At 60.0% G+C, this 21,968-nt stretch carries 21 protein-coding genes and 4 tRNA genes; 13 read left to right on the top strand and 12 right to left on the bottom strand.

The window, feature by feature from the left end; genetic code table 11:
- The first annotated feature begins 186 nt into the window (after window positions 1-186).
- Window positions 187-1,098, top strand: a complete 912-nt coding sequence (locus AC1DIG_RS17120; RefSeq protein WP_477768250.1) for a universal stress protein — start codon at window positions 187-189, stop codon at window positions 1,096-1,098.
- Window positions 1,099-1,338: 240 nt separating this feature from the next.
- Entirely contained in the window at window positions 1,339-2,226 is an 888-nt protein-coding gene (locus tag AC1DIG_RS17115; protein WP_477768249.1) for a universal stress protein, read from the top strand.
- A 24-nt stretch (window positions 2,227-2,250) separates the two neighbouring features.
- Here AC1DIG_RS17115 and AC1DIG_RS17110 read toward each other — a convergent pair whose 3' ends face one another.
- The 4 genes from AC1DIG_RS17110 to AC1DIG_RS17095 are packed head-to-tail and all read right to left on the bottom strand — an operon-like array spanning window position 2,251 to window position 7,694.
- Window positions 2,251-4,638, bottom strand: coding sequence for an exo-beta-N-acetylmuramidase NamZ domain-containing protein (locus AC1DIG_RS17110; RefSeq protein WP_477768248.1), 2,388 nt, complete (start codon window positions 4,636-4,638; stop codon window positions 2,251-2,253).
- The gene (locus AC1DIG_RS17105; RefSeq protein ID WP_477768247.1) at window positions 4,590-5,864 is read right to left on the bottom strand and encodes a putative glycoside hydrolase; all 1,275 of its coding nucleotides are present in this window, start codon (window positions 5,862-5,864) and stop codon (window positions 4,590-4,592) included. The genes AC1DIG_RS17110 and AC1DIG_RS17105 overlap by 49 nt, the downstream gene beginning before the upstream one ends.
- On the bottom strand, window positions 5,861-6,679 hold the full coding sequence (locus AC1DIG_RS17100; protein ID WP_477768246.1) for a polysaccharide deacetylase family protein: 819 nt from the start codon (window positions 6,677-6,679) through the stop codon (window positions 5,861-5,863). Before AC1DIG_RS17100 ends, AC1DIG_RS17105 begins: the two co-directional genes overlap by 4 nt.
- 49 nt (window positions 6,680-6,728) lie before the next feature.
- The gene (locus AC1DIG_RS17095; RefSeq protein ID WP_477768245.1) at window positions 6,729-7,694 is read right to left on the bottom strand and encodes a ribose-phosphate diphosphokinase; all 966 of its coding nucleotides are present in this window, start codon (window positions 7,692-7,694) and stop codon (window positions 6,729-6,731) included.
- Between the two features lie 376 nt (window positions 7,695-8,070).
- Here AC1DIG_RS17095 and AC1DIG_RS17090 point away from each other — a divergent pair, with 376 nt between their 5' ends.
- Both AC1DIG_RS17090 and AC1DIG_RS17085 read left to right on the top strand, forming a co-directional pair.
- On the top strand, window positions 8,071-8,778 hold the full coding sequence (locus AC1DIG_RS17090) for a phosphoribosyltransferase (protein WP_477768244.1): 708 nt from the start codon (window positions 8,071-8,073) through the stop codon (window positions 8,776-8,778).
- Complete coding sequence (locus AC1DIG_RS17085; protein ID WP_477768243.1) at window positions 8,771-9,433, top strand: dienelactone hydrolase family protein; 663 nt, start codon at window positions 8,771-8,773, stop codon at window positions 9,431-9,433. The genes AC1DIG_RS17090 and AC1DIG_RS17085 overlap by 8 nt, the downstream gene beginning before the upstream one ends.
- A 6-nt stretch (window positions 9,434-9,439) precedes the next feature.
- On the opposite strand, the gene AC1DIG_RS17080 is transcribed toward AC1DIG_RS17085, so the two are convergent.
- The 3 genes from AC1DIG_RS17080 to AC1DIG_RS17070 form a co-directional block, all read right to left on the bottom strand.
- A complete protein-coding gene (locus AC1DIG_RS17080; protein ID WP_477768242.1) occupies window positions 9,440-10,807 on the bottom strand; it encodes an erythromycin esterase family protein in 1,368 nt (455 codons plus the stop codon).
- A gap of 61 nt (window positions 10,808-10,868) precedes the next feature.
- Entirely contained in the window at window positions 10,869-11,240 is a 372-nt protein-coding gene (locus AC1DIG_RS17075; protein ID WP_477768241.1) for a hypothetical protein, read from the bottom strand.
- Between the two features lie 153 nt (window positions 11,241-11,393).
- Window positions 11,394-12,095: a VIT1/CCC1 transporter family protein gene (locus tag AC1DIG_RS17070; RefSeq protein ID WP_477768240.1), complete on the bottom strand. Its 702-nt coding sequence runs from the start codon at window positions 12,093-12,095 to the stop codon at window positions 11,394-11,396.
- Window positions 12,096-12,327: 232 nt separating this feature from the next.
- On the opposite strand from AC1DIG_RS17070, the gene AC1DIG_RS17065 reads away from it, so the two are divergent.
- Window positions 12,328-12,837, top strand: coding sequence for a DUF1993 domain-containing protein (locus AC1DIG_RS17065; RefSeq protein WP_477768239.1), 510 nt, complete (start codon window positions 12,328-12,330; stop codon window positions 12,835-12,837).
- 66 nt (window positions 12,838-12,903) lie between these two features.
- On the opposite strand, the gene sstT is transcribed toward AC1DIG_RS17065, so the two are convergent.
- Window positions 12,904-14,136 (bottom strand): serine/threonine transporter SstT, encoded by a 1,233-nt coding sequence (gene sstT / locus AC1DIG_RS17060; protein WP_477768238.1) that lies wholly within the window; start codon window positions 14,134-14,136, stop codon window positions 12,904-12,906.
- A gap of 326 nt (window positions 14,137-14,462) precedes the next feature.
- Here sstT and AC1DIG_RS17055 point away from each other — a divergent pair, with 326 nt between their 5' ends.
- Window positions 14,463-15,617, top strand: a complete 1,155-nt coding sequence (locus AC1DIG_RS17055; protein WP_477768237.1) for an MFS transporter — start codon at window positions 14,463-14,465, stop codon at window positions 15,615-15,617.
- A gap of 4 nt (window positions 15,618-15,621) precedes the next feature.
- Here AC1DIG_RS17055 and nhaR read toward each other — a convergent pair whose 3' ends face one another.
- A complete protein-coding gene (nhaR, locus tag AC1DIG_RS17050) occupies window positions 15,622-16,521 on the bottom strand; it encodes a transcriptional activator NhaR (RefSeq protein ID WP_477768236.1) in 900 nt (299 codons plus the stop codon).
- A gap of 135 nt (window positions 16,522-16,656) precedes the next feature.
- On the opposite strand from nhaR, the gene AC1DIG_RS17045 reads away from it, so the two are divergent.
- Both AC1DIG_RS17045 and AC1DIG_RS17040 read left to right on the top strand, forming a co-directional pair.
- Window positions 16,657-16,908 carry a hypothetical protein gene (locus tag AC1DIG_RS17045; protein WP_477768235.1) on the top strand — a complete coding sequence of 84 codons (252 nt, stop codon included), beginning with the start codon at window positions 16,657-16,659 and terminating at the stop codon, window positions 16,906-16,908.
- Between the two features lie 29 nt (window positions 16,909-16,937).
- Window positions 16,938-17,687, top strand: a complete 750-nt coding sequence (locus tag AC1DIG_RS17040; RefSeq protein WP_477768234.1) for a TerC family protein — start codon at window positions 16,938-16,940, stop codon at window positions 17,685-17,687.
- An 86-nt stretch (window positions 17,688-17,773) separates the two neighbouring features.
- Here AC1DIG_RS17040 and AC1DIG_RS17035 read toward each other — a convergent pair whose 3' ends face one another.
- A complete protein-coding gene (locus AC1DIG_RS17035) occupies window positions 17,774-17,944 on the bottom strand; it encodes a hypothetical protein (protein ID WP_477768233.1) in 171 nt (56 codons plus the stop codon).
- A 210-nt stretch (window positions 17,945-18,154) separates the two neighbouring features.
- Between AC1DIG_RS17035 and AC1DIG_RS17030 the strand changes: the two genes are divergently transcribed.
- Window positions 18,155-18,832, top strand: coding sequence for a peptidase C39 family protein (locus AC1DIG_RS17030; RefSeq protein ID WP_477768232.1), 678 nt, complete (start codon window positions 18,155-18,157; stop codon window positions 18,830-18,832).
- 82 nt (window positions 18,833-18,914) lie between these two features.
- Here AC1DIG_RS17030 and pbpG read toward each other — a convergent pair whose 3' ends face one another.
- Complete coding sequence (gene pbpG, locus AC1DIG_RS17025) at window positions 18,915-19,856, bottom strand: D-alanyl-D-alanine endopeptidase (protein WP_477768231.1); 942 nt, start codon at window positions 19,854-19,856, stop codon at window positions 18,915-18,917.
- Between the two features lie 294 nt (window positions 19,857-20,150).
- Window positions 20,151-21,005, bottom strand: a complete 855-nt coding sequence (gene folD / locus AC1DIG_RS17020) for a bifunctional methylenetetrahydrofolate dehydrogenase/methenyltetrahydrofolate cyclohydrolase FolD (protein WP_477768230.1) — start codon at window positions 21,003-21,005, stop codon at window positions 20,151-20,153.
- A 275-nt stretch (window positions 21,006-21,280) separates the two neighbouring features.
- Between folD and AC1DIG_RS17015 the strand changes: the two genes are divergently transcribed.
- From AC1DIG_RS17015 to AC1DIG_RS17000, 4 genes are all read left to right on the top strand, one after another.
- A tRNA-Arg gene (locus AC1DIG_RS17015) sits at window positions 21,281-21,357 on the top strand.
- 32 nt (window positions 21,358-21,389) lie between these two features.
- Window positions 21,390-21,465 (top strand) — tRNA-His (locus AC1DIG_RS17010).
- 58 nt (window positions 21,466-21,523) lie between these two features.
- A tRNA-Leu gene (locus AC1DIG_RS17005) sits at window positions 21,524-21,608 on the top strand.
- A gap of 77 nt (window positions 21,609-21,685) precedes the next feature.
- Window positions 21,686-21,761 (top strand) — tRNA-His (locus AC1DIG_RS17000).
- Window positions 21,762-21,968 lie beyond the last annotated feature (207 nt).

The raw sequence follows: 21,968 nt of genomic DNA, 5'->3' as shown, positions 1-21,968 counted from the left end.
GACTTCTTGTCTTGAGCGCATGACGACAATTTTTTGTGATTTTTATCAACCTCCGCCAGCACCTGCCCGCTCACTATCGACATTAACCAGAGAGGGTGTTCGTCGATTCGTTTGCTGATGGAAGGCCGGCACAGGAGTGCTGCCCATCAGGTTCAACTGACCAAGCATCTGCCGACGAGGTGTGTGATGTTCGAAATTCGCCGTTTACTGCTGATCGCTCCGAGCGAAATGTCCCGTACCCCCGCGTTTGATCGGGCGGAGTCCCTGGCGAGAGCGACAGGCGCGATGCTGCACATCGTGGCATTCGATTATGTCGAAGCGCTGGCGGTCGCTGGCCTGTTTGACCATCAGGCCATGGTGCAGGCGCGTGAGGGATATTTGCAGGTGCACCGTCACTGGCTTGAGCAGCAGGCCCGGTTTGGGCAGTGCAAAGGCCTGCACGTGACCACCGAAGTGGTCTGGGCCAAACCGGGTATCGAGGAGATGCTCGAGTACGTGAATGACTTCGGGGCAGACATCGTGATCAAGGATGTGCAGCACGTATCGGCATTTCAACGGGTTTTCTACAGGCCTCTGGACTGGCTGTTACTGCGCGACTGCCCGGCGCCCTTGCACCTGGTCACCGATGCCAGAAACCCGTTGCCCTTGAAAATACTGGCGGCGATCGACCTTTCCCATCTTGAAGAGCTGACGCAGGGGCTGAATGACCAGATCCTCGACATTGCTTCGAAGCTGGCCTTGTCCTGCGGCGCGAAGTTGCACCTGCTCAATGTCAGCGGCTGGATCGTCAACGGCGACTCCGGCGTGAACCTGCAATACCTGACCATGCGGGAAAGCTTGAGAGACGCCGTCAGCGATGCCCAGATTGAAGCCTTTGATTCGCTTGCTGAACGCTATGAGATTCCAGAGGCGAAACGGCATCTGTTGACCGGAGTCCCGCACAAGATGATCGAACAATTCGCGGCGAGTAATGCATTCGACATGATTGTGATGGGCACCGTGCACTATCGGGGCGTGAACATATTTCTCGGCAGTACCGCCGAGAACACCCTGAACCGGGCTCCCTGCAGCCTGATGATCATCAAACCGCCGTCTTGATGGCGTCTAGCGGTGGCGGTGTACTGTGACAGCGTTTAGTCCCGTCCTGATAAAACGCGCCACATGCAGGCACCTGCAAGACCCCGAGGAAGCTCTGGGTGCGCAGTGACTTGATATAAATCAAGATCAAGCAGGCATCAGGGGAGGACGCTGGTGCTTGATCCAGCGAGGACGCAATGGCTGACCACCGGCAAAAGGCAGCGGCAGGCGTCGAAGTACAACCTGTCTGGAGTTCAGAGCATGAGCCAGTATCAACGGTTATTACTGATCATCAACCCGGTCCTGCGCCATTCCCCTGCGATACACCATGCCGCTGCCCTGGCCAAGGCCAGCGGGGCAAGCTTGCATATCGCCGCCTTAATCAAATCGCTGGATATTCTTGCACTGCTTGAAGAAGGCGTCCGGGAAAAGGCTCGGCAGAGTTACCTCCAGGACCATAGCGATTGGCTCAAGGATCAGGCGCAAAAAATGCGCGGCAGAGGGGTCGAGGTGACAACCGAGGTGGCATGGGCCGACGACATGCAGCAGGCGATCCTTGATCACGTCAGCGAAATGCAGCCCAACCTGTTGATCAAGCAAGTGGAGCATGAGCCAGCGCTCAAGCGCGCATTCTTCACCCCCCTGGATTGGCACTTGCTGCGCCACTGCCCGATACCGATGTATCTGGTGGGTGCGAGCGGCCACGCCTTGCCGCGCAAGGTGGTGGCAGCGGTTGACGCTTCAGATACCGAGTCTTCGAACAGCGAACTGAATGACCGGATCATCCAGCAGGCCACCAGCCTTGCGCTGCAGTGCAATGCCGAGTTGCATCTGCTGTATGCCTGTGACATTTCGGCGGCCTATCTCGGGGATATGGGCGACGGGCTGACGCTGGCGGACCTTACCCGGGAACTGCGCAGAGAGCTGGAAAAGTCATTTCTCAGGTTGGCCGGTCGGTTCGGTGTGCCCTCTGACCGTCGACATTTCATCATGGGGAGCCCAGTCTCGGCGTTGAGCGAGTTTGCCGACGAGCAGCAGGTGGATGTGATCGTAATGGGCAGAGTCCAGTCCCATGGGCTGGAAAAACTACTCGGCAGTACGACCGAACATATCCTGTATCAGGTGCCTTGCAGCGTTCTCGCGGTCTAGGGGCTGTGGTGTATTGCGACGAGATCAATAGCGCAAGTTCTCCTGCCGCAGTCGCGCGAAGCGCTCAAGCGCTGCGGCATCGAGCGCTTGCGCGGCGTCAGGCGCTACGCCGTCGCGAATGGCTTGCCACACGGCTTGCGAGCCAATTGAACCACGGGTCGCTGCAATATCGAACGTGCCGGGATAGAGCGCATGCAGTGTGGAGAGTAGCGCCAATCCCAGGCGCGCGACGGGACGTTGCTCAGGCACTGGGTTGGGAGTGATGCTCACGCCATGACAGAGCTGACCATGCCAGGTCGACTCTGTGGGTACGAAGTCGATCGGCTCGAAATGTGCGCCGAGGTCAAGGGCATTCAGCGCATGGGCGAGCCGGGTTGCGTCGATCCACGGCGCGCCGATCCACTCGAACGGATGCGCTGTGCCGCGCCCCACGCTCAGTCTCGCGCCCTCGAGTAAACCGACATCCGGGTAGAGGTCCAACTGGGACAGCGTGCGCAGGTTGGGCGAGAGCGGCACCCAACCGAGACCGGTGTCGGCGAAGGTCATCGTGCGCCGGTAGCCCTGCATTGGCACCACGCGCAGATCCGCACCAATGTGCTTGTTGCGGTTGAACAGACTCGCCAGTTCGCCGACCGTCATGCCGGGTTGCAGCGGCGCCGGGAAATAACCGGTGAACGATTCTTGACCGCTGTCCAGCACCGGTCCGCCGAATTGCTGCGCACCGAGCGGATCGGGCCGGTCCAGCACGAACAGCGGAATGCGCCGCGCCGCAGCGGCCTCGAGTGCGTAGCCGAGCGTCGTCTCGTAGGTGAAAAAGCGCACGCCGGCATCCTGAATGTCGAATATCAGCGCATCCAGTCCAGCGAGCGAGCCGGCCGGAAAGCGCCGCGCCGCGCCGTAGAGGCTGTGTACGGTGAGGCCTGTCGCGGTGTCGAGGGTGTCGCCGACTCGCTCGTCCATATCGATATTCAGCCCATGCTCCGGCGAGAACAGTGCTACCAGCCTGACGCCTGGCGCGTGCGCGAGCACGTCGACGGTGCGCCGACCCTCGGCGTCGAAGCCGCTGCGATTGGTGATCAAGCCCACGCGCTTGCCAGCGAGCGGCGCAAACCGCTGCGCCTCGAGCACGTCGATGCCGGTCTGCACCGGGCCCGTCGAGATCGGCAGGCGATCGGCGGCACTCAGTGCCAGCAATGTCGATGGCAGTAATTGGCCGATTTGCGCGACGCTCACAGGCGGGGCCCGGCTTGCCAACAGCGCAAGCAATTGCGCGCGAAGCGGGCGGACGTCACCGCGGTCGTTCGGGTACACGCGGTTGGTCAGGATAACAATGAACTGGCGCGTTACCGGGTCGATCCACAGGCCGGTGCCGGTGTATCCGGTGTGACCGAGCATGCCAATCGGTGGCAGACGGTCATGGTTCGACGCAAACGGTGCGGCGAGGTCCCAGCCGAGTCCGCGCCACGGTGGAGTCGCGAGCGGCGAGGCGGCACTGGCGAGCGCGGCGATGCTTGCTGGCCGCAGAATCTGCACGCCGCCAGCGCGCCCTTCGTTGAGCATCATCTGTGCGAAGCGGGCGAGGTCATCCGCAGTGGAAAACAACCCGGCGTTGCCGGAGACACCGCCCATCCATTCGGCGGTTGGATCGTGCACGCGGCCGCGACGGATACCGGCCTTGTTGGCGAGTGTCGGCGCACTGCGGGCCGCTCGCCCGGCGTCCGGCACAAACACCGTGTCGCGCATGCCGAGCGGGCCGAAGATGTGAGCCTGGCAATACGCGTCGAGGGTGCTGTGCGTGAGGCGCTCGACCAGTTCGCCCAGTACCACGAAATTCAGGTCACTGTAGATGACGCGCTCACCTGGCACGCTACGCAGACGCTGCGCCGCAATCGCGCTCAGCACGCCTTCGCGGTCCGGATGCAGTGGCCGCACAGGCAGGTCTGGCAACAGCCCGGAGGTGTGTGCCAGCAGATGGCGCACCGTCACCGCGTCTTTGTCGAAAGCCGCAAAGGCTGGCCAATACTGTGCAACGCGTGCGTCCAGGTCGATGCGGCCCGCTTCGGCCAGTTGCATGATCGCCGTGGTGGTCGCAATGACTTTGGTCAGCGACGCGAGATCGAACTCGGTGCTCAGCGTCATCGGTTCGGGGTCAGGCGTTGTCGCGCGTTGCCCAAAGGCCTGGCGATAGAACACGTGCGTGGCATCCCCGATCAGGACGACGGCCCCCGGAACGCGTCCGGCGGCAATCTGCCCCTCGACGATCTGTGCGGCTTGCAGGCGCGCCGCCGTATCGAAATCGGTGGCTCCCGCGATCTGCGCCGCCGCCATTCCAACCAGCATCGCCCAGCGTTGCAGCGCACCGATCAACGGTGTGGCAAATCGGCGGCGTCGTAGTGATTGCGAGGGTTCCATAACATCCATCCATCGGTGCCGGCTGTATCGGCGGCGTTGACCTGTGCACTGATTGCCGCCGCGTCAAACAGGCGACGATCGAACGCATAGTCGCGAAAGGCTTGTAGCCATGGACGAAAACGCACGCCCGGCAGATGGGTGCGTTTTATCGCCTCTGTCAGGGAGCGCCTGACGATCTGGCCGGGGTCGGTGACCGGGTCGGTCAAGCCCGGCAGCCCCCAGGTAAAACCGGACGGGTAGAGCATTGGCGAAATATAGTCGAGTGGCTCGCCGAGCAATTCGATTTGCTGGCCGATCGCGGTATCGTCCAGGTTCCAGCAAACGTAGCCGAAGATGTCCGCGGAGACGAATACATTGTAGGGCGCGAGCCGGGTGCGTGCGGCCTGCAGGAGACCGACGATCGCCGCGGTCCGGTTGCGCCGGGTATTGGAGAGGACAAAGTGCAGCCCGCTCTTGTCGGGAAAGCGTACATAGTCGAACTGCACCTCGTCGAAGCCCATCTTCGCCGCCTCCTCGGCGATGTCGAGATTGTGCTGCCGTACGGCGTACGAAAACGGATCCATCCATTGCAGGTTCTCGCCATCGCGCCACGGCTCGCCTTCGGTGGTGTGCACGCTCCACTCCGGATGCGCGGTGGCGAGTGGGTCGTCCTTGAACACCACGATACGCGCGATCAGATACAGGTGTTGCGCATGCAGCTCGGCCAGCAGCGCCGCAAAGTCCTGTTCCTGCGGGGCGTGCACCGTCACGTGCGCTGCTGCGCCGATCGCCTCGCGCGCCGCGCTGCGATAGGGCGTCAGGCCGCGGTCGCCCTTGACGTCGATCACCAGTGCATTGATCAAGGTGTTTGCGGCAAGGCTGACGGCATTATTGCGCATCGCCTTGTTGGTCACGCCGAACACCGACAAATACAGCGCTTTCGGGCGAAACGGGGTCAACGCGAGCGTCACGGGCGAATCGCCGGACACCTTGGCCTCGGTGCGCAGATACCCAGGGGCGCGGGCCGCGATGCTCTTGACCGCTTCAGCCGTCTCGAACCGACCGTGTTCGTCGGTGCGCATCACACCCGCCGATGTGGTGATGATCGCGTCGGCGATCGGATTCTGTGTGCTTGAGTCGAGCACGACACCCGTGACGGCCAGAGCGCCTCGCTGGCTCAACAGGGTAGTAAAGACGACGAGCAGCGTCGGGATCGTATAGCGCCTCACTGCGCTGATGAAGGTCATCGTGTGCTCTCCGTTGCGGGTATCGCCGGGGTGTTCGGTTCGCCAAGCAGGTGCGCGAATGCGCTGGCGCCGTAGGCATCGGTCATCAGAAAGCGCGGTAGCGCGAGCAGCCGCGCATGCCGGTCCGCCTTGCGCGCGTCCAGGGTGAAGGCGACGACGTAACCCTCGTCAGAGGCGAGTGCGATCAACTCGTCATCGTAGATCCCGAACGGCCACGCGAGCATGTCGATATGCGTACCGGTTTGCGCCTCGAGGCGTTGACGGGATTTGTCGAGTTGCATGCGCACGAATTGCTGGAAATCTGCCGGCGTACGGTGTCTGCGCTCGACCTTGAAATTGGGATGCCAGTACGTATGCCCCTGGATGTCAAAGAGTCCGGTTTGTTTCAGGCTGCGCAATTGTTCCCAGGTCATTGCATAGGAGGCGTTCGAGATCGCCGATGGATAGATGAACAGCGTGACCGGAAAACGCTCGCGCTGCACGATGGGCAGCAGCTTTTCGAATACCGAGCGATGCCCGTCGTCGACGGTGATCACTACCGGCTTCTGCGGTAGCGTCGCACTTGGATCCTGCAACCAATTGACCACCTCACGCAGCGGCACGATGTGGTAGCCATGCTCGTGGAGGACGTGTAACTGGGTTTCGAAGGTGCTCATGCGCACGGTCATCGAGTCGTCCAGTGTCTGCGAAAAACGGTGGTAAACGAGGATCGTGACGCGCGGTTCGGCGTTTTGTGCAGCTGCGTCCGTTCCCCTGGCCAGCCCGCAGATGCACACCAGCATGGCGCACACCAGCAGCCGGATCGAACCGTTCATATCAGCAATCCAGCGTATGGGCGCTCAGAGGGGCCCGGTCCGAACACGTTCATACGATGCTCAATGATGCGGATTCAGCCAGTAGCGTGGCCACCAGGGCGGTGCTGTCGAGTACGTGCAAACGGCGCGTGACACAGTCGGCAGGCAGGCGAAACGGAGGCACGCTGTCAGAGACCGCCAGGTGTTCAAACAGGGGCTTGTCGAGCAGATCGCTGCCACCGGTGAACAAACCATGGGTGGCGGCTGCGAACAACCGGGCGGCACCGGCCTGCTGGCAGGCAAGGCCCGCATGCATCAGGGTTGCACCGGTGCTGATCAGGTCGTCGAAAATAATCGCGGTCTTGCCCAGGACGTCGCCAACCAGCAGCGTACCGCTGAACGTCTCTTGACCACGGTGCTTTTCCATCAGCGCAGCGCCCACCGCGCGTCCCAGTTGCCGCTCCAGGGCCTGACGAAACTGCTCGGCCCGCTTGGCGCCACCGGTGTCCGGGGAAACCGACACCACCTCGGCGTCGCCGACGAGCCCGGCGAAATGCCCGGCGAATAATTCTGCGCACTCCACGTTCCACGTGGGAATGCGAAAGGCGTTATCAAACGCTGCCGGGTTGTGCACCTCCAGGGCAACCAGACGATCCACGCCGCAGGCTTCAATCATGGCTGCCAGGTGGCGGGTGATCGTGGGGTCCTGAGGTTGTGTGCGACGGTCCTTGCGCCCATAGCAGAGGTAGGGCGTCACGGCCTGCACATGGCGAGCGCCGGCATCCTTGAGCGCGCCGCAAAAAAACAGCAGGCGACACAGCTTGTCGTTTGCGCTCTGCAGGCCATCTCCATACAAGGAATGGAACACCACCACCTCGCGCCCGTTGACTGACTCCAGCGGGCGGCATTTATGCTCGCCATCTTCATAGTCGCGCTCCTCGTGGAGCGCCAGTTGACAGCCCAGCCGCTGCGCGACGCGGCTCGCGTAGTGCTCACTGCCTTGCAGGGCAAACAGAAGCGGGCGTTCGGTGAGCATGTGTTGGCTCCTTCGAGGCACTCATCGAACACGCCTCGCCTGGACGGCTTACGGTCTACTGCTGTGTAGACCCGACGAGCACCGGGTTGCGCCAGATACGCGCGGATAGCGGTCTACCGTCGGGAGCCGGTGGATTAATCATAGCGCAGGGACTGTGTTGCCGATGGTGGTGACGGGGACTTGATATAAATCAAGACCGGGGAGACTTCATGGGAGGAATCTGAATAAAAACGGGTTTGATGCACGGCTGGGCACCTCCCACATGTTCATGGCCTGGAAAAGCTGCTCGGCAGTACGCCTGAACATGTCCTGTATCGGGCGCCTTGCAGTGTTCTGGCGGTGTGGATTTGGCCCGATGGCTTCAGGAGGTTTTCAAATGACACACAGTCCCTTACTGCAAACCACCTTGCGCGACCGGACTGCTGCCGGTCGAACCTTGGTCGAACCGCTGCTCAAATACGCTCATCGACCGGATGTCATCGTGCTGGCCTTGCCCCGTGGCGGGGTTCCGGTGGCCTTTGAAGTGGCCACGGCCCTGGAGGTTCGCCTGGACCTGATGCTGGTCCGCAAGCTGGGGGTTCCTTCCCAGCCAGAATACGCGATGGGCGCCATTGCCAGCGGCGGCGTACAAATCGTCAATGAAGGTGCGCTACGGGCTCATCCGATTGACCAGGACACGTTCGATGCCGTGGTCGCACGGGAAACCCGGGAACTCTCTCGTCGTGAGCATTTGTACCGGGCAACGCGTGCGCCGGTAGAACTCAAGGACCAGGTGGTGATTCTGATCGATGACGGCCTGGCGACAGGAGCCTCGATGATGGCTGCGATCCACGCCGTGCGCCTGCAAGCACCGTCGCGCATTGTCGTTGCCGTGCCGGTGGCACCGCTTGAGACGGTCGAGGCGTTGCGCACCGAAGTGGATGAACTGGTGTGTCCGCTCATTCCCGAGTGGCTGATGTCGATCGGCTATTGGTACATGAACTTCACCCAGACCACGGACGGGGAAGTTATCGATCTTCTGCAAAGAGCCTGGCAACGAGAATCCAGCACTGTCCCTGCCCCTCAGGAGGGTTCCGATGCTTGAGTCCCATTATCGAAAGCTGGACCTTGAGGACGTTGAACTGTCAGCCGACCTGCGTCTGCCGATGAACGCTGCCGGTCTGGTGGTTTTTGTCCATGGCAGCGGCAGCAGTCGTTCAAGCCCCCGTAACCAGCGGGTTGCAGAGTCTCTGGGCAGCCGGCGGCTGGGCACGTTGTTGTTCGATTTGCTCACGGAGCCGGAGCAGTGTCTGGATAACCAGACCCGGGAATTGCGTTTCGATATTGCGATGCTTTCCCGGCGCCTGGTGCAGGTGATCGACTGGGTTGGCCGGGACGCTGAGCTGCAATCGCTGCGGATCGGGTTGTTTGGCGCAAGCACCGGCGCTGCTGCAGCGCTGATGGCGGCGGCCGAGCGCCAGGACGTGGTCCATGCGGTGGTCAGCCGAGGAGGGCGGACCGACCTGGCAGGTGCGGCGCTGCCCCAGGTAAGGGCTCCGACCTTGCAAATTGTCGGCGCTCAGGACCCGGTGGTAGTGCGTCTGAACGTCCAGAGCAGTCAGATTCTGCGGTGTGACCAGCGTCTGGAAATCGTGGAGGGCGCTACGCATCTGTTTGAAGAAACAGGCACCCTCGAGGAAGTCGCCAGACTTGCTGGCGACTGGTTCGAGAGGCATCTAAAGACCGCTGCCCGCCTTTGACCGGCATCACACGCCAAACGGAAAGGTTTCGTCTTCCGGTTCCAGTGCCTGGCTTTTCGGCAGCGGCAGTGCCGTCACCGCTTGTGTCTGTTCAATCCACACCATGGCGTCAAATTGCTCGGCCAGCACTGCCTCGAAGTAGTGGCTGCTGCGCTCGCTTTCGGGGCGGTAAATCACCCCGATGGCCCGTTCCAGCAAAGGCTCGGACAGTGCCTTGCGCAGGTCTTCGCGCTGGGGATCTCGCCAGTCGGTCAATGACGCGGGGACGCCGGCCTTGAGGAACTGATGCTCCCAACTGTCTGCACGAGACGGCCGAACGTCCTTGATGAGCATGTCGGTGTCCCAGTCATCGGCTGCCGCCACCTGGCCACGGTCGGTGCTCATACCGAGCAGAACGACATCGCGTCCATAGGCGCTGCGGCACAGCTGACCGATATTGAACTGCCCCTTCCAGCCCATTTTCGTGGCAGCGGCATTGCCGATATGGGAGTTGTGCGCCCACACCACGGCCTTGGCGTGAGGGCCGCGGTGCTCAAGCAACGCCTGCAGCGTGTCGAACATGTGCTGGTCACGCAGGTTCCAGGAGGCGGTCGAGCCTCGATAGATCGTTCGATAGTAGTGTTCCGCCGCCCGAACGACCCGGGCGTTTTGCGTGGCATCGAAGAACGCCTCGTCGTCGCGGACAAGCCCGGCCAGTTGCTCGGCCAGCATGGCATTGAGCTGCTCGACCACCGCTTGTTCACAGGGCATCACGCCGCCGTCTTCGACAAAGCGGCCGTACAACGCAGGTTTATCCTGCCAGGGAGTCAGACAGCCATAGCGCCGTCGTGCTTCGTGTGCCAGTTGCGGATCGACCCGATCCAGATAACTCAGGACCTCGTGAATGGAGTTGCGCAAACTGTAAACGTCCAACCCGCGAAACTCGACTCGACGCTCGGGGGCGTGCTTGTGGTTGTATTGATGCAGCCAATGGGCGAACGCTTTCACATCGGTGTTGCGCCACATCCAGGTCGGGAATCGGCTGAAGATGTGCCGTTTCCAGGCCGAATGGGCCCGCCCGCGTACATAGCGGTCAACATGCTCGGCGTCTGGCCAATCAGCTTCAACCGCCACAATCGTGAACCCGTGCTGTTCAATCAGCCTTTGGGTAATCGCCGCCCGGGTTCGGTAGAAGTCGCTGGTGCCATGGCTGGCCTCACCGATCATCACCACGTGCGCATCGGCGTAACGGTCGAACATTTCACCGAAGGCGCCTGAATTCAATTCCGGCAGCGGTTCTGCATAGTGACGTAGCAGAGGGGCAATAGAGGCCTTCGCAACAGTGCTGCGTGGGCCGTACAGTTTTTCCAGCAAGCGTTGGGACGTTGAGCTCATGAGCGTCATCCCCATAAGAGTGGGATACCCGGCGCCGCCTCTTCGAAATCAGCTGCGCTTATCAGTGTATGGGGCCGGAGGGTGTTCCCGGAACCAAACGCCACGCTTCAGGGCATTGGCGTACATAGGGGTAATAGCCTTTGGCTGAAGGGCAGTAATACCAGCTTGGCGCAGCCTGGGTGTTGGGGGGCACGGCCACCGCAGGCGGGTTGGCCGGGTAGTAATAGACAGGGGGCGGGTAGTAGTAAACCGGATAGGAAGGGTAGTAATACGGACCGCGAAGGTACGCGGCTTCCCAGCCCAGGCCCAAGCCAAGACCAATGCCCCACCAGAATGGAGCGCCGCCACGACCGCCTCCGTGTCGGTCGGCGTTGGCCGGTAATGCAAGGCACGTGGCGATCAGGATCGCCGCTATCACGCCTGACTTCTTCATCTCCCGCTCCTCCCAATACCGTGGGGTCAATTCGAGAATAGGAGTTGGTCAGAGGGAGAATCTGATCCACATCAGAAAACAGGCATTCGAACGGGCAAGCGGATAGACGGGGGCGATCTGACGGGCTTCACCCAAGTACATGCCATATAAACGCTAAGCAACGGCTCCAAATGAAATACCTGCCACCGCGGTAATGGCCATCGCCAGCGCGCCCCACAGCGTCACCCGCCAGGCGCCGATCAGCAGATTGGCGCCGCCTGCCTTGGCAGCAATGCCGCCTAAAGCGCCGAGGAATACCAGTGACATGCCGGATATCCAGGCAATCACACTGTCGGACGGTGCAAGCATGGTTACGCCCAGCGGCAGTGCGGCGCCCACAATAAAACTGGCCGCCGAGGACATTGCCGCTTGCAACGGTTTTGCGCTGAGCGCATCGGAAATGCCCAGTTCGTCGCGCGCATGTGAGCCCAGTGCGTCGTGTGCCATGAGCTGCGTGGCGACTTTACTGGCCAGCTCGGGTTCGACACCGCGATCCACATAGATGGCCGCTAACTCCCGGTGTTCGGCAAGCGGCGCGGTCTCAAGCTCGGTTTGTTCGCGCAACAGATCAGCCCGTTCGGTATCGGCCTGGGAATGCACAGAGACGTATTCGCCCGCCGCCATCGACATCGCACCCGCCACCAGCCCGGCCACACCCGTGACGAGCAACGTGCTGTGGGTGGCATTGGCGGCGGCGACGCCGATCAGCAGACTGGCGGTCGATACAATGCCGTCGTTGGCACCCAATACCGAGGCCCGGAGCCAGCCGATTCGCTCATGTCTATGGGATTCAGCGTGTCTGCGATAGAACTTCATCGTTGAAACCTGCTCAGTGTCGTTGAATCAATGCCGATCAAAAAACACCCGACAAAATGAACCGCTGGCCTGCTCGTTTCAGCGATTTTCAATCTGCGCCTGGAGCCGTCCGGCAACAACCGGTATTTCCCTTTGTGAGATCAAAGACCACGCCGCACATCGCTGCAAGCAGGGCTATAATCGCGCCCACGTTTTACTCCTTTCACAACACCCTCCACCCTACGAGACTGCCATGACTATTTCTCTGTACGCTGCTTCCGTTCCGGTCTTCAAGCAAATGCTCAACGCGTTGAGTGATGTTCTGAACAAGGCCGAAGCTCACGCCACCGCCAAAAACATTGACCCGAATGCCTTCCTGCAAGCGCGTCTGTACCCGGACATGTTCCCGCTGGTGCGTCAGGTGCAGATCGCTGTTGATTTCGCCAAAGGCGTTTCTGCCCGTCTGGCCGAAGTCGAACTGCCGAAGTACGACGACACCGAAGTGACCTTCGCCGAGCTGCAAGCACTGCTCACCAAAGTGCTGTCCTTCATCGACGGCATCAAGCCTGAACAAATCAACGGCAAGGAAGGTATCGAGATCGTTACCCGCCCAGGCACCCCGAAAGAAAAACGCTTCAGTGGCCAGGCTTACCTGCTGACCTACGGCTTGCCGCAGTTCTTCTTCCACGTCACCACCGCCTACGCGATCCTGCGTCACAACGGTGTTGAAGTCGGCAAGCGCGATTACATGGGCGCGTTCTAAACCCGCCAGTAACAAAAAACCCGCCAAGGTGTGAACCTTGGCGGGTTTTTTTATGAGGGCGGTTTGTTACGCGGTCTGTACGGTTTTCTCTTCCTGGGCCAGGCAAGCCGCCGCGGTAAACAGCACGTCGGTGGAGGAGTTCAGCGCGGTCTCTGCCGAGTCCTGCAACACACCGATGATGAAGCCGACGGCCACCACTTGCATCGCGATTTCACTCGGAATGCCAAACAGGCTGCACGCCAGCGGAATCAACAGCAGCGAACCACCGGCCACACCCGAAGCACCGCAGGCACAGATCGCCGCGACGACGCTGAGCAGCACGGCGGTCGGGATGTCCACGGCAATCCCCAGCGTGTGTACGGCCGCCAGGGTCAGTACCGTGATGGTGATCGCCGCACCGGCCATGTTGATGGTCGCGCCCAGCGGGATCGAAACCGAGTAGGTGTCTTCATGCAGGCCCAAACGCTTGCTCAGTTCCAGGTTGACCGGAATATTAGCCGCCGAGCTGCGGGTGAAGAACGCGGTGATTCCGCTTTCCCGCAGGCAGGTCAGCACCAGTGGGTAAGGGTTGCGGCGCAGCTTCCAGAAGACGATGACCGGGTTCATCACCAACGCCACGAACAGCATGCAACCCAGCAGTACGGCCAGCAGATGCAGGTAACCGATCAGCGCGCCGAAACCCGAGGTGGCCAGGGTGGAGGCGACCAGGCCGAAGATCCCCAGCGGAGCAAAACGAATCACCAGGCGCACGATCACCGTGACGCCGTTGGACAGGTCGCCGAGCACGGTGCGGGTGGTTTCGCCGGCATGCCGGATGGCGATGCCCATGCCGATTGCCCACGCCAGAATGCCGATGAAATTGGCGTTCATCAGCGCACTGATCGGGTTGTCGACCACGCTCAGCAGCAGGCTTTGCAAGACCTCGGAGATTCCGCCGGGCGCGCTGATCGCCACGTCGTGGGTGGACAGCACCAGGCTCGAAGGGAACAGGCTGCTGGCCACCACTGCCACTACGGCTGCGGCAAAGGTGCCCAGCAGGTACAGGAACAGAATCGGCTTGATGTGGGTTTCCTGGCCGTGTTTGTGGTTGGCGATCGAGGCCATCACCAGCACGAACACCAGAATCGGTGCGACGGCTTTCAGTGCCGAGACAAACACTTTGCCGATGAACGCGGTGGATTTCGCCACCTCAGGCGCAAACAGCGCCAAGGCAATGCCGACGATCAGGCCAATGACGATTTGCGTGACCAGGCTGGTGTGTTTGAGTCTTTGCAAAAGAGTAGGCGGAGCAGCAGTCATAGCGGTATCTCTGATTTTTTTAAGGTGCCGTGAATCGAGAAACCCGGCCAGCAAAAAGCGGGCAGGCTGACCGGGCAAGCGCACATTGCGTCATCTGCGGTGGCGGATGAGCAAGGTTGAATTTTTTTGCGGGCGCGGACTTTATCACAGCGTAGTCGCGATCCTTCAGACCTGTGACGATCTGCCACCAGAGTGTTTAAACCGATAGGTCAGGTTTGCGCCAGCGCTGTCGGACACACTCTGTTAAGCTTCGCCATCCACTTTTTCATCTCCCCTCAGTGAGCCCTTGGGCTGTCGCTGGCGTTGTCGTTTTCTGGAGTTACCCCATGCTGTTGCCCATCCTGTTGTTGTCAGCCGCCGGTTTCACCGTGCTGACCACAGAATTCATCATTGTCGGTCTGTTACCGTCGATTGCTCGCGACCTCGATGTCAGCGTTTCCCAGGCGGGACTGCTGGTGACCTTGTTCGCGTTTACCGTTGCCGCCTTCGGACCCTTCCTGACCGCGTACTTCGCGCGTTTTGAACGTCGGCGTCTGTTTATCAGCGTGCTGATCATGTTCGGGCTGGCGAACACCCTGGCTGCCATGGCGCCGAACATTGGCGTGATGGCCATCGCGCGGCTGATACCGGCGCTGGGTTTGCCGGTGTTCTGGGCGCTGGCCAGTGAAACGGCAGTGGACATTGTCGGGCCGGACTACGCCGGACGGGCGATTGCCAAGATCGGTTTCGGGATTGTCTGCGCGACCGTGTTCGGGATCCCCGTCGGCACGTTGATTTCCGATGCGTTCGGCTGGCGCACGGCGTTCGGCATTCTCGCGGTCATTGCCTTTGCCAAGGCGCTGCTGCTGTTTATCTATTTGCCGAAAACCAACCTGCACAACCAGCAGGTGAGCTTGCGTTCACAGTTCAAGATTTTGCGCAGCCCACTGATGCAAGGGCATGTTCTGTTGTCGATTCTGGTCTTCAGCGGGATGTTTACCGCTTACACCTATTTGGCCGACATCCTTGAGCGGCTGGCCGGTTTCAACGGCACCGTGGTCGGCTGGTGCCTGATGGGCTTTGGTGCGGTCGGGCTGATCGGTAACTCGTTGGGCGGGCGCATGGTCGATCGCCATCCGTTGATCGCGTCGATGGTGTTCTGTGGCTTCATGATCGGCGGCATGGTGGCGCTGGTGCCGAGTATCCATTCGACACTGGGACTGGCCGCGGCGATGGGCATCTGGGGCGTGACTCAGGCCGCGCTGTTCCTGGTCAGTCACGTGCGCTTGATGAAAGCCGCCCCGCAGGCGCCAGCCTTTGCTGCGTCGCTGAACATCGCCGGGGCCAATCTGGGAATTGGCCTGGGGGCGATGGTCGGTGGGCACGTGATCGACACCTTGGGCCTGGGCAGCCTGGGGTTTGCGGCGGCCGGTTTTATCCTGGTGTCGATTGTATTGGCGTTGTTGCTGATGAAGATCAAAGCCCCGGCCGTTTGCGCCTGAGGCGTTAAAGCGCGGTAAACAGTTCGCGTCGGGCACCTTCGGTAATCGCGACAATGCCGGGGTGCTTGACCTTGCGCTCCACCGAGATCGCGTAAAACGATTCGGTCACCGCATCGGTCTGCCCGATCAACTCGACGCCGTACTGGCGTCTCACCTCGTCGGCAATCACGCTCGGGCCGATGAAAATCCCGCTGCCGGATTGGCCGAACGCCTGCATCAAGGCACTGTCATCGAACTCACCAACAATGCGTGGCTGAATCTGCTGTTCGGCGAACCAGCGCTGCAAGCGGCTGCGCACCACGGTTTCCTGCCCTGGAATCAACAGGGGCGCGCCGTGCAGGCCGTGCGGGAAGTCTTTGCCATAGCGTTGAGCAAGCTCCTTCGTGGCGAAAAAACTGATGCCGCATTCACCGAGCCTCTGGCTGTAACCCTTGATGTCCAGGTGCGACGGCATCGGGCTGTCGGAGATCACCAGGTCCAGCCGCTGAATGGCCAGATCGGCCAGCAAGCGCTCCAGTTTGTCCTCGCGACAGGTGATGCGTAGCGGCTCAGTCAACTCCATGGTCGGTGCGATCAGGCGATAGACGATGGATTTGGGCACCACGTCGGCGACACCCACCCGAAACAGAATCTGTTGCTCGTTGGGCTGCGCCCGGAGCATGGCCTCCAGCTCGCCACCCAGCTGAAACATCTGCTCGGCGTAAGGCAGTGTCTGTCGCCCGGCCTCGGTCAATTCAAGTTGCCGACCGACCCGCTGAAACAGCTCTATCCCATAGGTTTGCTCGAGCAGACTGATCTGCCCGCTGATGGTCTGCGGAGTCAGGTTCAGTTGTTCGCAGGCACGCACGATGCTGCCGGTTTTGGCCACGACCCAGAAGTAATGCAATTGCCGATAATTGAGCATGTGCGCTGACGATTCGTAAAAACCGAAGTATAGCTGCTAAAAATACGAATTTTCCTGAAGTGTTTGCCTCCTTAGAATGCCTCGCTATCGACGGGCCACTTCCTTGGCCAAGTCTGCTCTATCGAGGAAAGCATGATGAAACTCAACTCCCTGGCCGCCGCTTCGTTGCTGGCCCTCTCTGCACTGGCGCTGACGGGCTGTGACCAGGCCGAGAAAAGTGCCCAGCAATTGATGGGCAAAGCCGCCGAAACCGCCAAGCAGGCGATCGACGATACGCACAAGGCGGCGGAACAAGCATTGAGCGACGCCACCGGGAACATCATTGGCCACAAGGAAAAACCCGCTGACGACAGAGAGAAAACGCCTGGCACATCGCAGGAAATCTAACCCGTTCAACACCGAGTCAGGACTGACCCATGGACTATCTTTTACAACTCGCAGCAAGCCCTACAGCCTGGGTCGCCCTGGCTACATTGATCGTGATGGAAATCGTGCTCGGCATCGACAACCTGATCTTCATCTCGATCCTGACCAACAAGCTGCCCGTGCAGCACCGTGCCAAGGCCCGCCGTATCGGTATCAGCATGGCCTTGGTCCTGCGTCTGGGCTTGCTGAGTACCATCGCGTTCATCGTGCAACTGACGGAGCCGGTGATTGAACTGTTCAACCACGCGTTTTCGTGGAAAGACATGATCCTGATCGCCGGTGGTCTGTTCCTGTTGTGGAAGGCGACCACTGAAATCCATCACAGCATGGACCCGCCAGCCGAGGATCCGACATCGAAAACGTCCGGCGTGACACTGGGTTTTGCCGCGGCAATCGGCCAGATCCTGATGCTCGACCTGGTGTTCTCCATCGACAGCATCATTACCGCTGTCGGCATGACCGAGCATTTGCCGATCATGATCATCGCGGTGTTGGTGTCGGTGATGGTGATGTTGCTGGCGGCCGAGCCTCTGGCCAAGTTCATCAACGACAACCCGACAGTGGTGATGCTGGCCCTGGGCTTCCTGATCATGATCGGCATGACCCTGATCGCCGAAGGTTTCGGTGCCCACGTACCGAAAGGCTACATCTATGCGGCCATGGCATTCTCGGCAACGATTGAAGGTCTGAACATGCTGTCGCGTCGGGCCCGGGAGAAACGGGTCGCTGCACAAGCGTAAGCGGTAAGGTAAAAACACAACGGTCGTCTGCGCTCGAAAGCGTGCAGGCGACCGTTTTCATTTGTGGGGGATTTAAACCGAATCGATCAGTGCGCTGTCGCGTGGTGCCGGGCAGGTTTCTCGGCTTTGGCAGGTGCTGAAGGCGGAACGTAGGCATGATGGTGTCTGCGGGTAACGCGCAGCACACCCCACAGCATGGCGGCGGCAACGGCCAGCCAGCCACCGATCAGCATCAGGATTATCATCGTCAGGCTCATTCAGTGCCTCCTCTTTGCCCTGCATCGGGCACACACTCTGTGCAAGGGTCAGTCTAGTCGCTGATGTGTTGCAGGCAATTGACCAAAGGTCGTGAGTCTCCAACCAGTTCGCTCTATCAGCTGCACGTGACTGCCGTTAAAGGCTATACCGCTGCTATGATCATGGGCGAAGCCGGGAGACCGTTTACCTGGCGCCTGAACAAGTGAGTGATGATGTTGCCGGTATTTCCCCGAATCCGCTGCGCCTTGCTGGCTGCGGCCTGTGTCTTGAGCCTGGCCGGTTGTGCCGGGAGCGTGCAACCTGAAATCCAGCGTCTGCCTGAGCGCGTCGAGCTCAGTGGCATGCCGTTTTACCGTGGCGAAGCCTACCAGAGCGGGCCGCAATCCCTGGCGAGCATGCTTTCCCAGCAAGGCATCGTGATTACCCCTGGGCTGCTCGACAAACCGCTGCATTTGCCGGGCGCCGAGGCGCAGTTGCAGCAGAACATGCAGAACCTGGCGCGTGAATACGGGATGGTCGTGTATCCGCTGGACAGCAATCTGCCGGCGCTGTTGACCCAGGTCGCGGCGGGTTACCCGGTGCTGCTGCGCTTAAGTGAGGGCTCGGCATTCTGGAAAGAGCCGAGGTACGCGATTCTCGCCGGCTACAACCGTCACAAGCAGACGGTACTGCTGCGCTCCGGAATGGACCGACATTTGCTGATGAGCTTCAACTCGTTTGAATCCGCCTTCCAGAACGCTGGCGGTTGGGCGGTGTTGATTCAGGGGCCGACCCAGATTCCGGCCAAGGTTGACTCGCAGCGCTGGCTCAAAGCCGCTGACGAACTGGCTCGCGCTGGGCAGGAGCAGGCGGCAACCAATGCGACCAAAGCACTGGCTGCCCATTAATCGAGCCGAATAAAAACGGCGCCTGGAGGCGCCGTTCTCGATAAAGGCCCCCGACTTACGTCGCGGGCCTTTTTTCGTGCGCTTATTTACCGGTCTGCGCCATGCCGCTACCTTGGCGATGCTGCAGGTTTTTCTCGGCTTTGTATTGCAGGGCAACACTTGGCGCGGAAGTGCTCTTGCCGGTTTCAACCCATTGACGAATCCGCGCCGCGTCCGCGAAGTGGGTGTACTTGCCGAAGGCATCGAGAATCACCAGCGAAACCGGGCGATTACCCATGCTCGTCACCAATACCAGGCAGTGGCCAGCCTGGTTGGTAAAGCCGGTTTTGGTCAGCTTGATGTCCCAGTTTGCTTTGTTGATCAGGTGGTCGGTGTTGTGAAAGCCCAAGGAGTAGCTGGGCCTGCGGAACGTCACGGTTTTTTCCTTGGTTGTGCTCAGTTCGCTCAGCATCGGGTACTTGCGTGCAGCCTGGAGCAATTTGCTCAGGTCGCGGGCGGTGGAAACGTTGTGGACTGACAGGCCGGTCGGTTCGACGTAATGGGTGCTGGTCATGCCCAGCGCCTTGGCCTTGGCGTTCATCGCGGCGATAAAGGCTGCGTATCCGCCAGGGTAGTGGTGGGCCAGACTCGCGGCGGCGCGATTTTCCGAGGACATCAGTGCAATCTGCAGCATTTCCCTGCGCGACAGTTCGCTATTGAGTTTGACCCGGGAAAACACACCTTTCATTTCCGGGGTTTCGCTGATCGTTACGGAAATGTATTCGTCCATATTCTGCCTGGCGTCCAGCACGACCAGCCCAGTCATCAATTTGGTCACCGAGGCGATCGGCACGATCACGTCCGGGTTGCTGGCGTAGATGACTTTGTCGGTTTGCAGATCGATCAGCATTGCGCTGCCGGAAGCGATGCGAAGATGTGAGGTGTCTCGAGGTGCCGCGGTGGTTTCACGTGCGTAGACGTTTGAGGTGACAAGAGGGCCTGTAAGTACAAAAAATAGGCTCAGGATAGATAGACGGATTTTCACGCGGGCGGACTCGCTAAGGGTGGATATGCCGTTCTGCAACGGGCTTTCTAGATAAAACGTAACATTTTATGAGTATGAGACAGGAAAGCGCTATACGCCTGCTGTAGCGGTGCTTCAGATGAAATATATTTAATAGTGTATCGGCCCTGTAACGGTCTGATTCAGGGGCTTCGCCGATGCTCGGGAGGTCCGTAATGCGGTTGCTTTGGCGTACGACGATACGGCTTGTTGGCATCAAACAAAGAACCCCGCCAATTGGCGGGGTTCTGGTTGGCGCTGCAGAACAAGCCTGACTCAGCCGTGCAGGGTTTCCGCTGCATACAGCGTGTTTTCCAGCAGACAGGCGCGCGTCATCGGGCCGACACCGCCGGGTACTGGAGTAATCCAGCCGGCGCGGGGTAGGGCGGTTTCATAAACCACATCGCCCACCAGCTTGCCGTCTTCCTGGCGGTTGATGCCGACGTCGATGACGATGGCGCCTTCCTTGATCCACTCACCTTTGACCAGGCCCGGTTTGCCGGCGGCGACTACGACCAGATCGGCGCGACCGACGTGGCCGGCCAGATCCTTGGTGAAGCGGTGGGTGACGGTCACAGTGCAACCGGCCAGCAGCAATTCCATCGCCATTGGGCGACCGACGATATTGGAGGCGCCAACAACCACTGCATCCATCCCGTAAAGATCGGCACCGGTGCTTTCCAGCAAGGTCATGATGCCTTTAGGGGTGCACGGGCGCAGCAGAGGGATGCGTTGTGCCAGGCGGCCGACGTTATAAGGATGGAAACCATCCACGTCTTTGTCCGGACGAATGCGCTCCAGCAGTTTGGAGGCGTCCAGGTGCTCAGGCAGAGGAAGCTGCAGCAGCACGCCGTCGATGTTCGGGTCGTCATTAAGACGGTCGATCAGTTGGGTCAGGGCCTGCTGGGTGGTGTCGGAGGGCAGGTCATAGGCTTGGGAGAGGAAGCCAACCTCTTCACAGTCTTTACGCTTGTGCGAGACATAAACCTGAGAGGCGGGATCGCTGCCGACCAGGATCACCGCGAGGCCTGGCGTGCGCAGGCCTTGCTGGCGACGCTCGGCGACACGTTTGGCGATCTGCTGGCGCAGGCTGGCGGCGATCGATTTGCCGTCGATTAGTTGTGCAGTCATTGCGCGTGATTAACCATCGAGAGGGGGAAGAAAAGAGAACGCATTCTCGCATGTCAGAACGTGAGGGCAAAGGCGCTTGGTCCGCAAATTCCCCTAAGCCCTTTAATTAAATGAATTTTTTTCAAAAAGGATTTGACGGTCTCCAGGGGTGCCTATACTATTCGTCGCACTTGTCGGGCACAGCCTAGCACTGGTTGATAAGGTCAGGCGGAATTACGGTTCTGCAAGGCTGAAAAGCACTTAGTTTGTAGTCCTTCAAGGGTACAGCTAACAAGGCGCCCGTAGCTCAGCTGGATAGAGCATCCGCCTTCTAAGCGGATGGTCGCAGGTTCGAGTCCTGCCGGGTGCGCCATTAGGCAGCTTTGGCACAAGTAACGCGATATGGTGGGCGTAGCTCAGTTGGTAGAGCACGGGATTGTGACTCCCGTTGTCGTGGGTTCGATCCCCATCGTCCACCCCATATTTCGAAAGGCGCCAGATTTAACCGTCTGGCGCCTTTGCTTTAACAGTAGCGAACCGCGGATGTGGTGGAATTGGTAGACACACTGGATTTAGGTTCCAGCGCCGCGAGGCGTAAGAGTTCGAGTCTCTTCATCCGCACCAATTAAAGCTTCAGTCTGGCCGTTGGGCGGGTTGGAGTTCAGCAAAGAAGTTGTTTGGCTTCTTTGTTACGCAATATGGTGGGCGTAGCTCAGTTGGTAGAGCACGGGATTGTGACTCCCGTTGTCGTGGGTTCGATCCCCATCGTCCACCCCATATTTCGAAAGGCGCCAGATTTAACAGTCTGGCGCCTTTTTTGTTTCAGCGGTTTGTAAGTTCGGCGACTGCAGGTTCCGGGTCGCAAGGGCAGGGCGTTTCGTCGTATTCATGTTACTCGATGATGCCGCCTTGCCCGCCGGCTTTGCTTGCAAGGTCGGCTGCCAGGGAGATGATTGGCACTCCTTCTATATAAGAAGGGTTGGC

This window comes from Pseudomonas sp. 05N431 (assembly GCF_056397005.1).
This window is presented reverse-complemented; position numbering and strand designations above follow the sequence as displayed.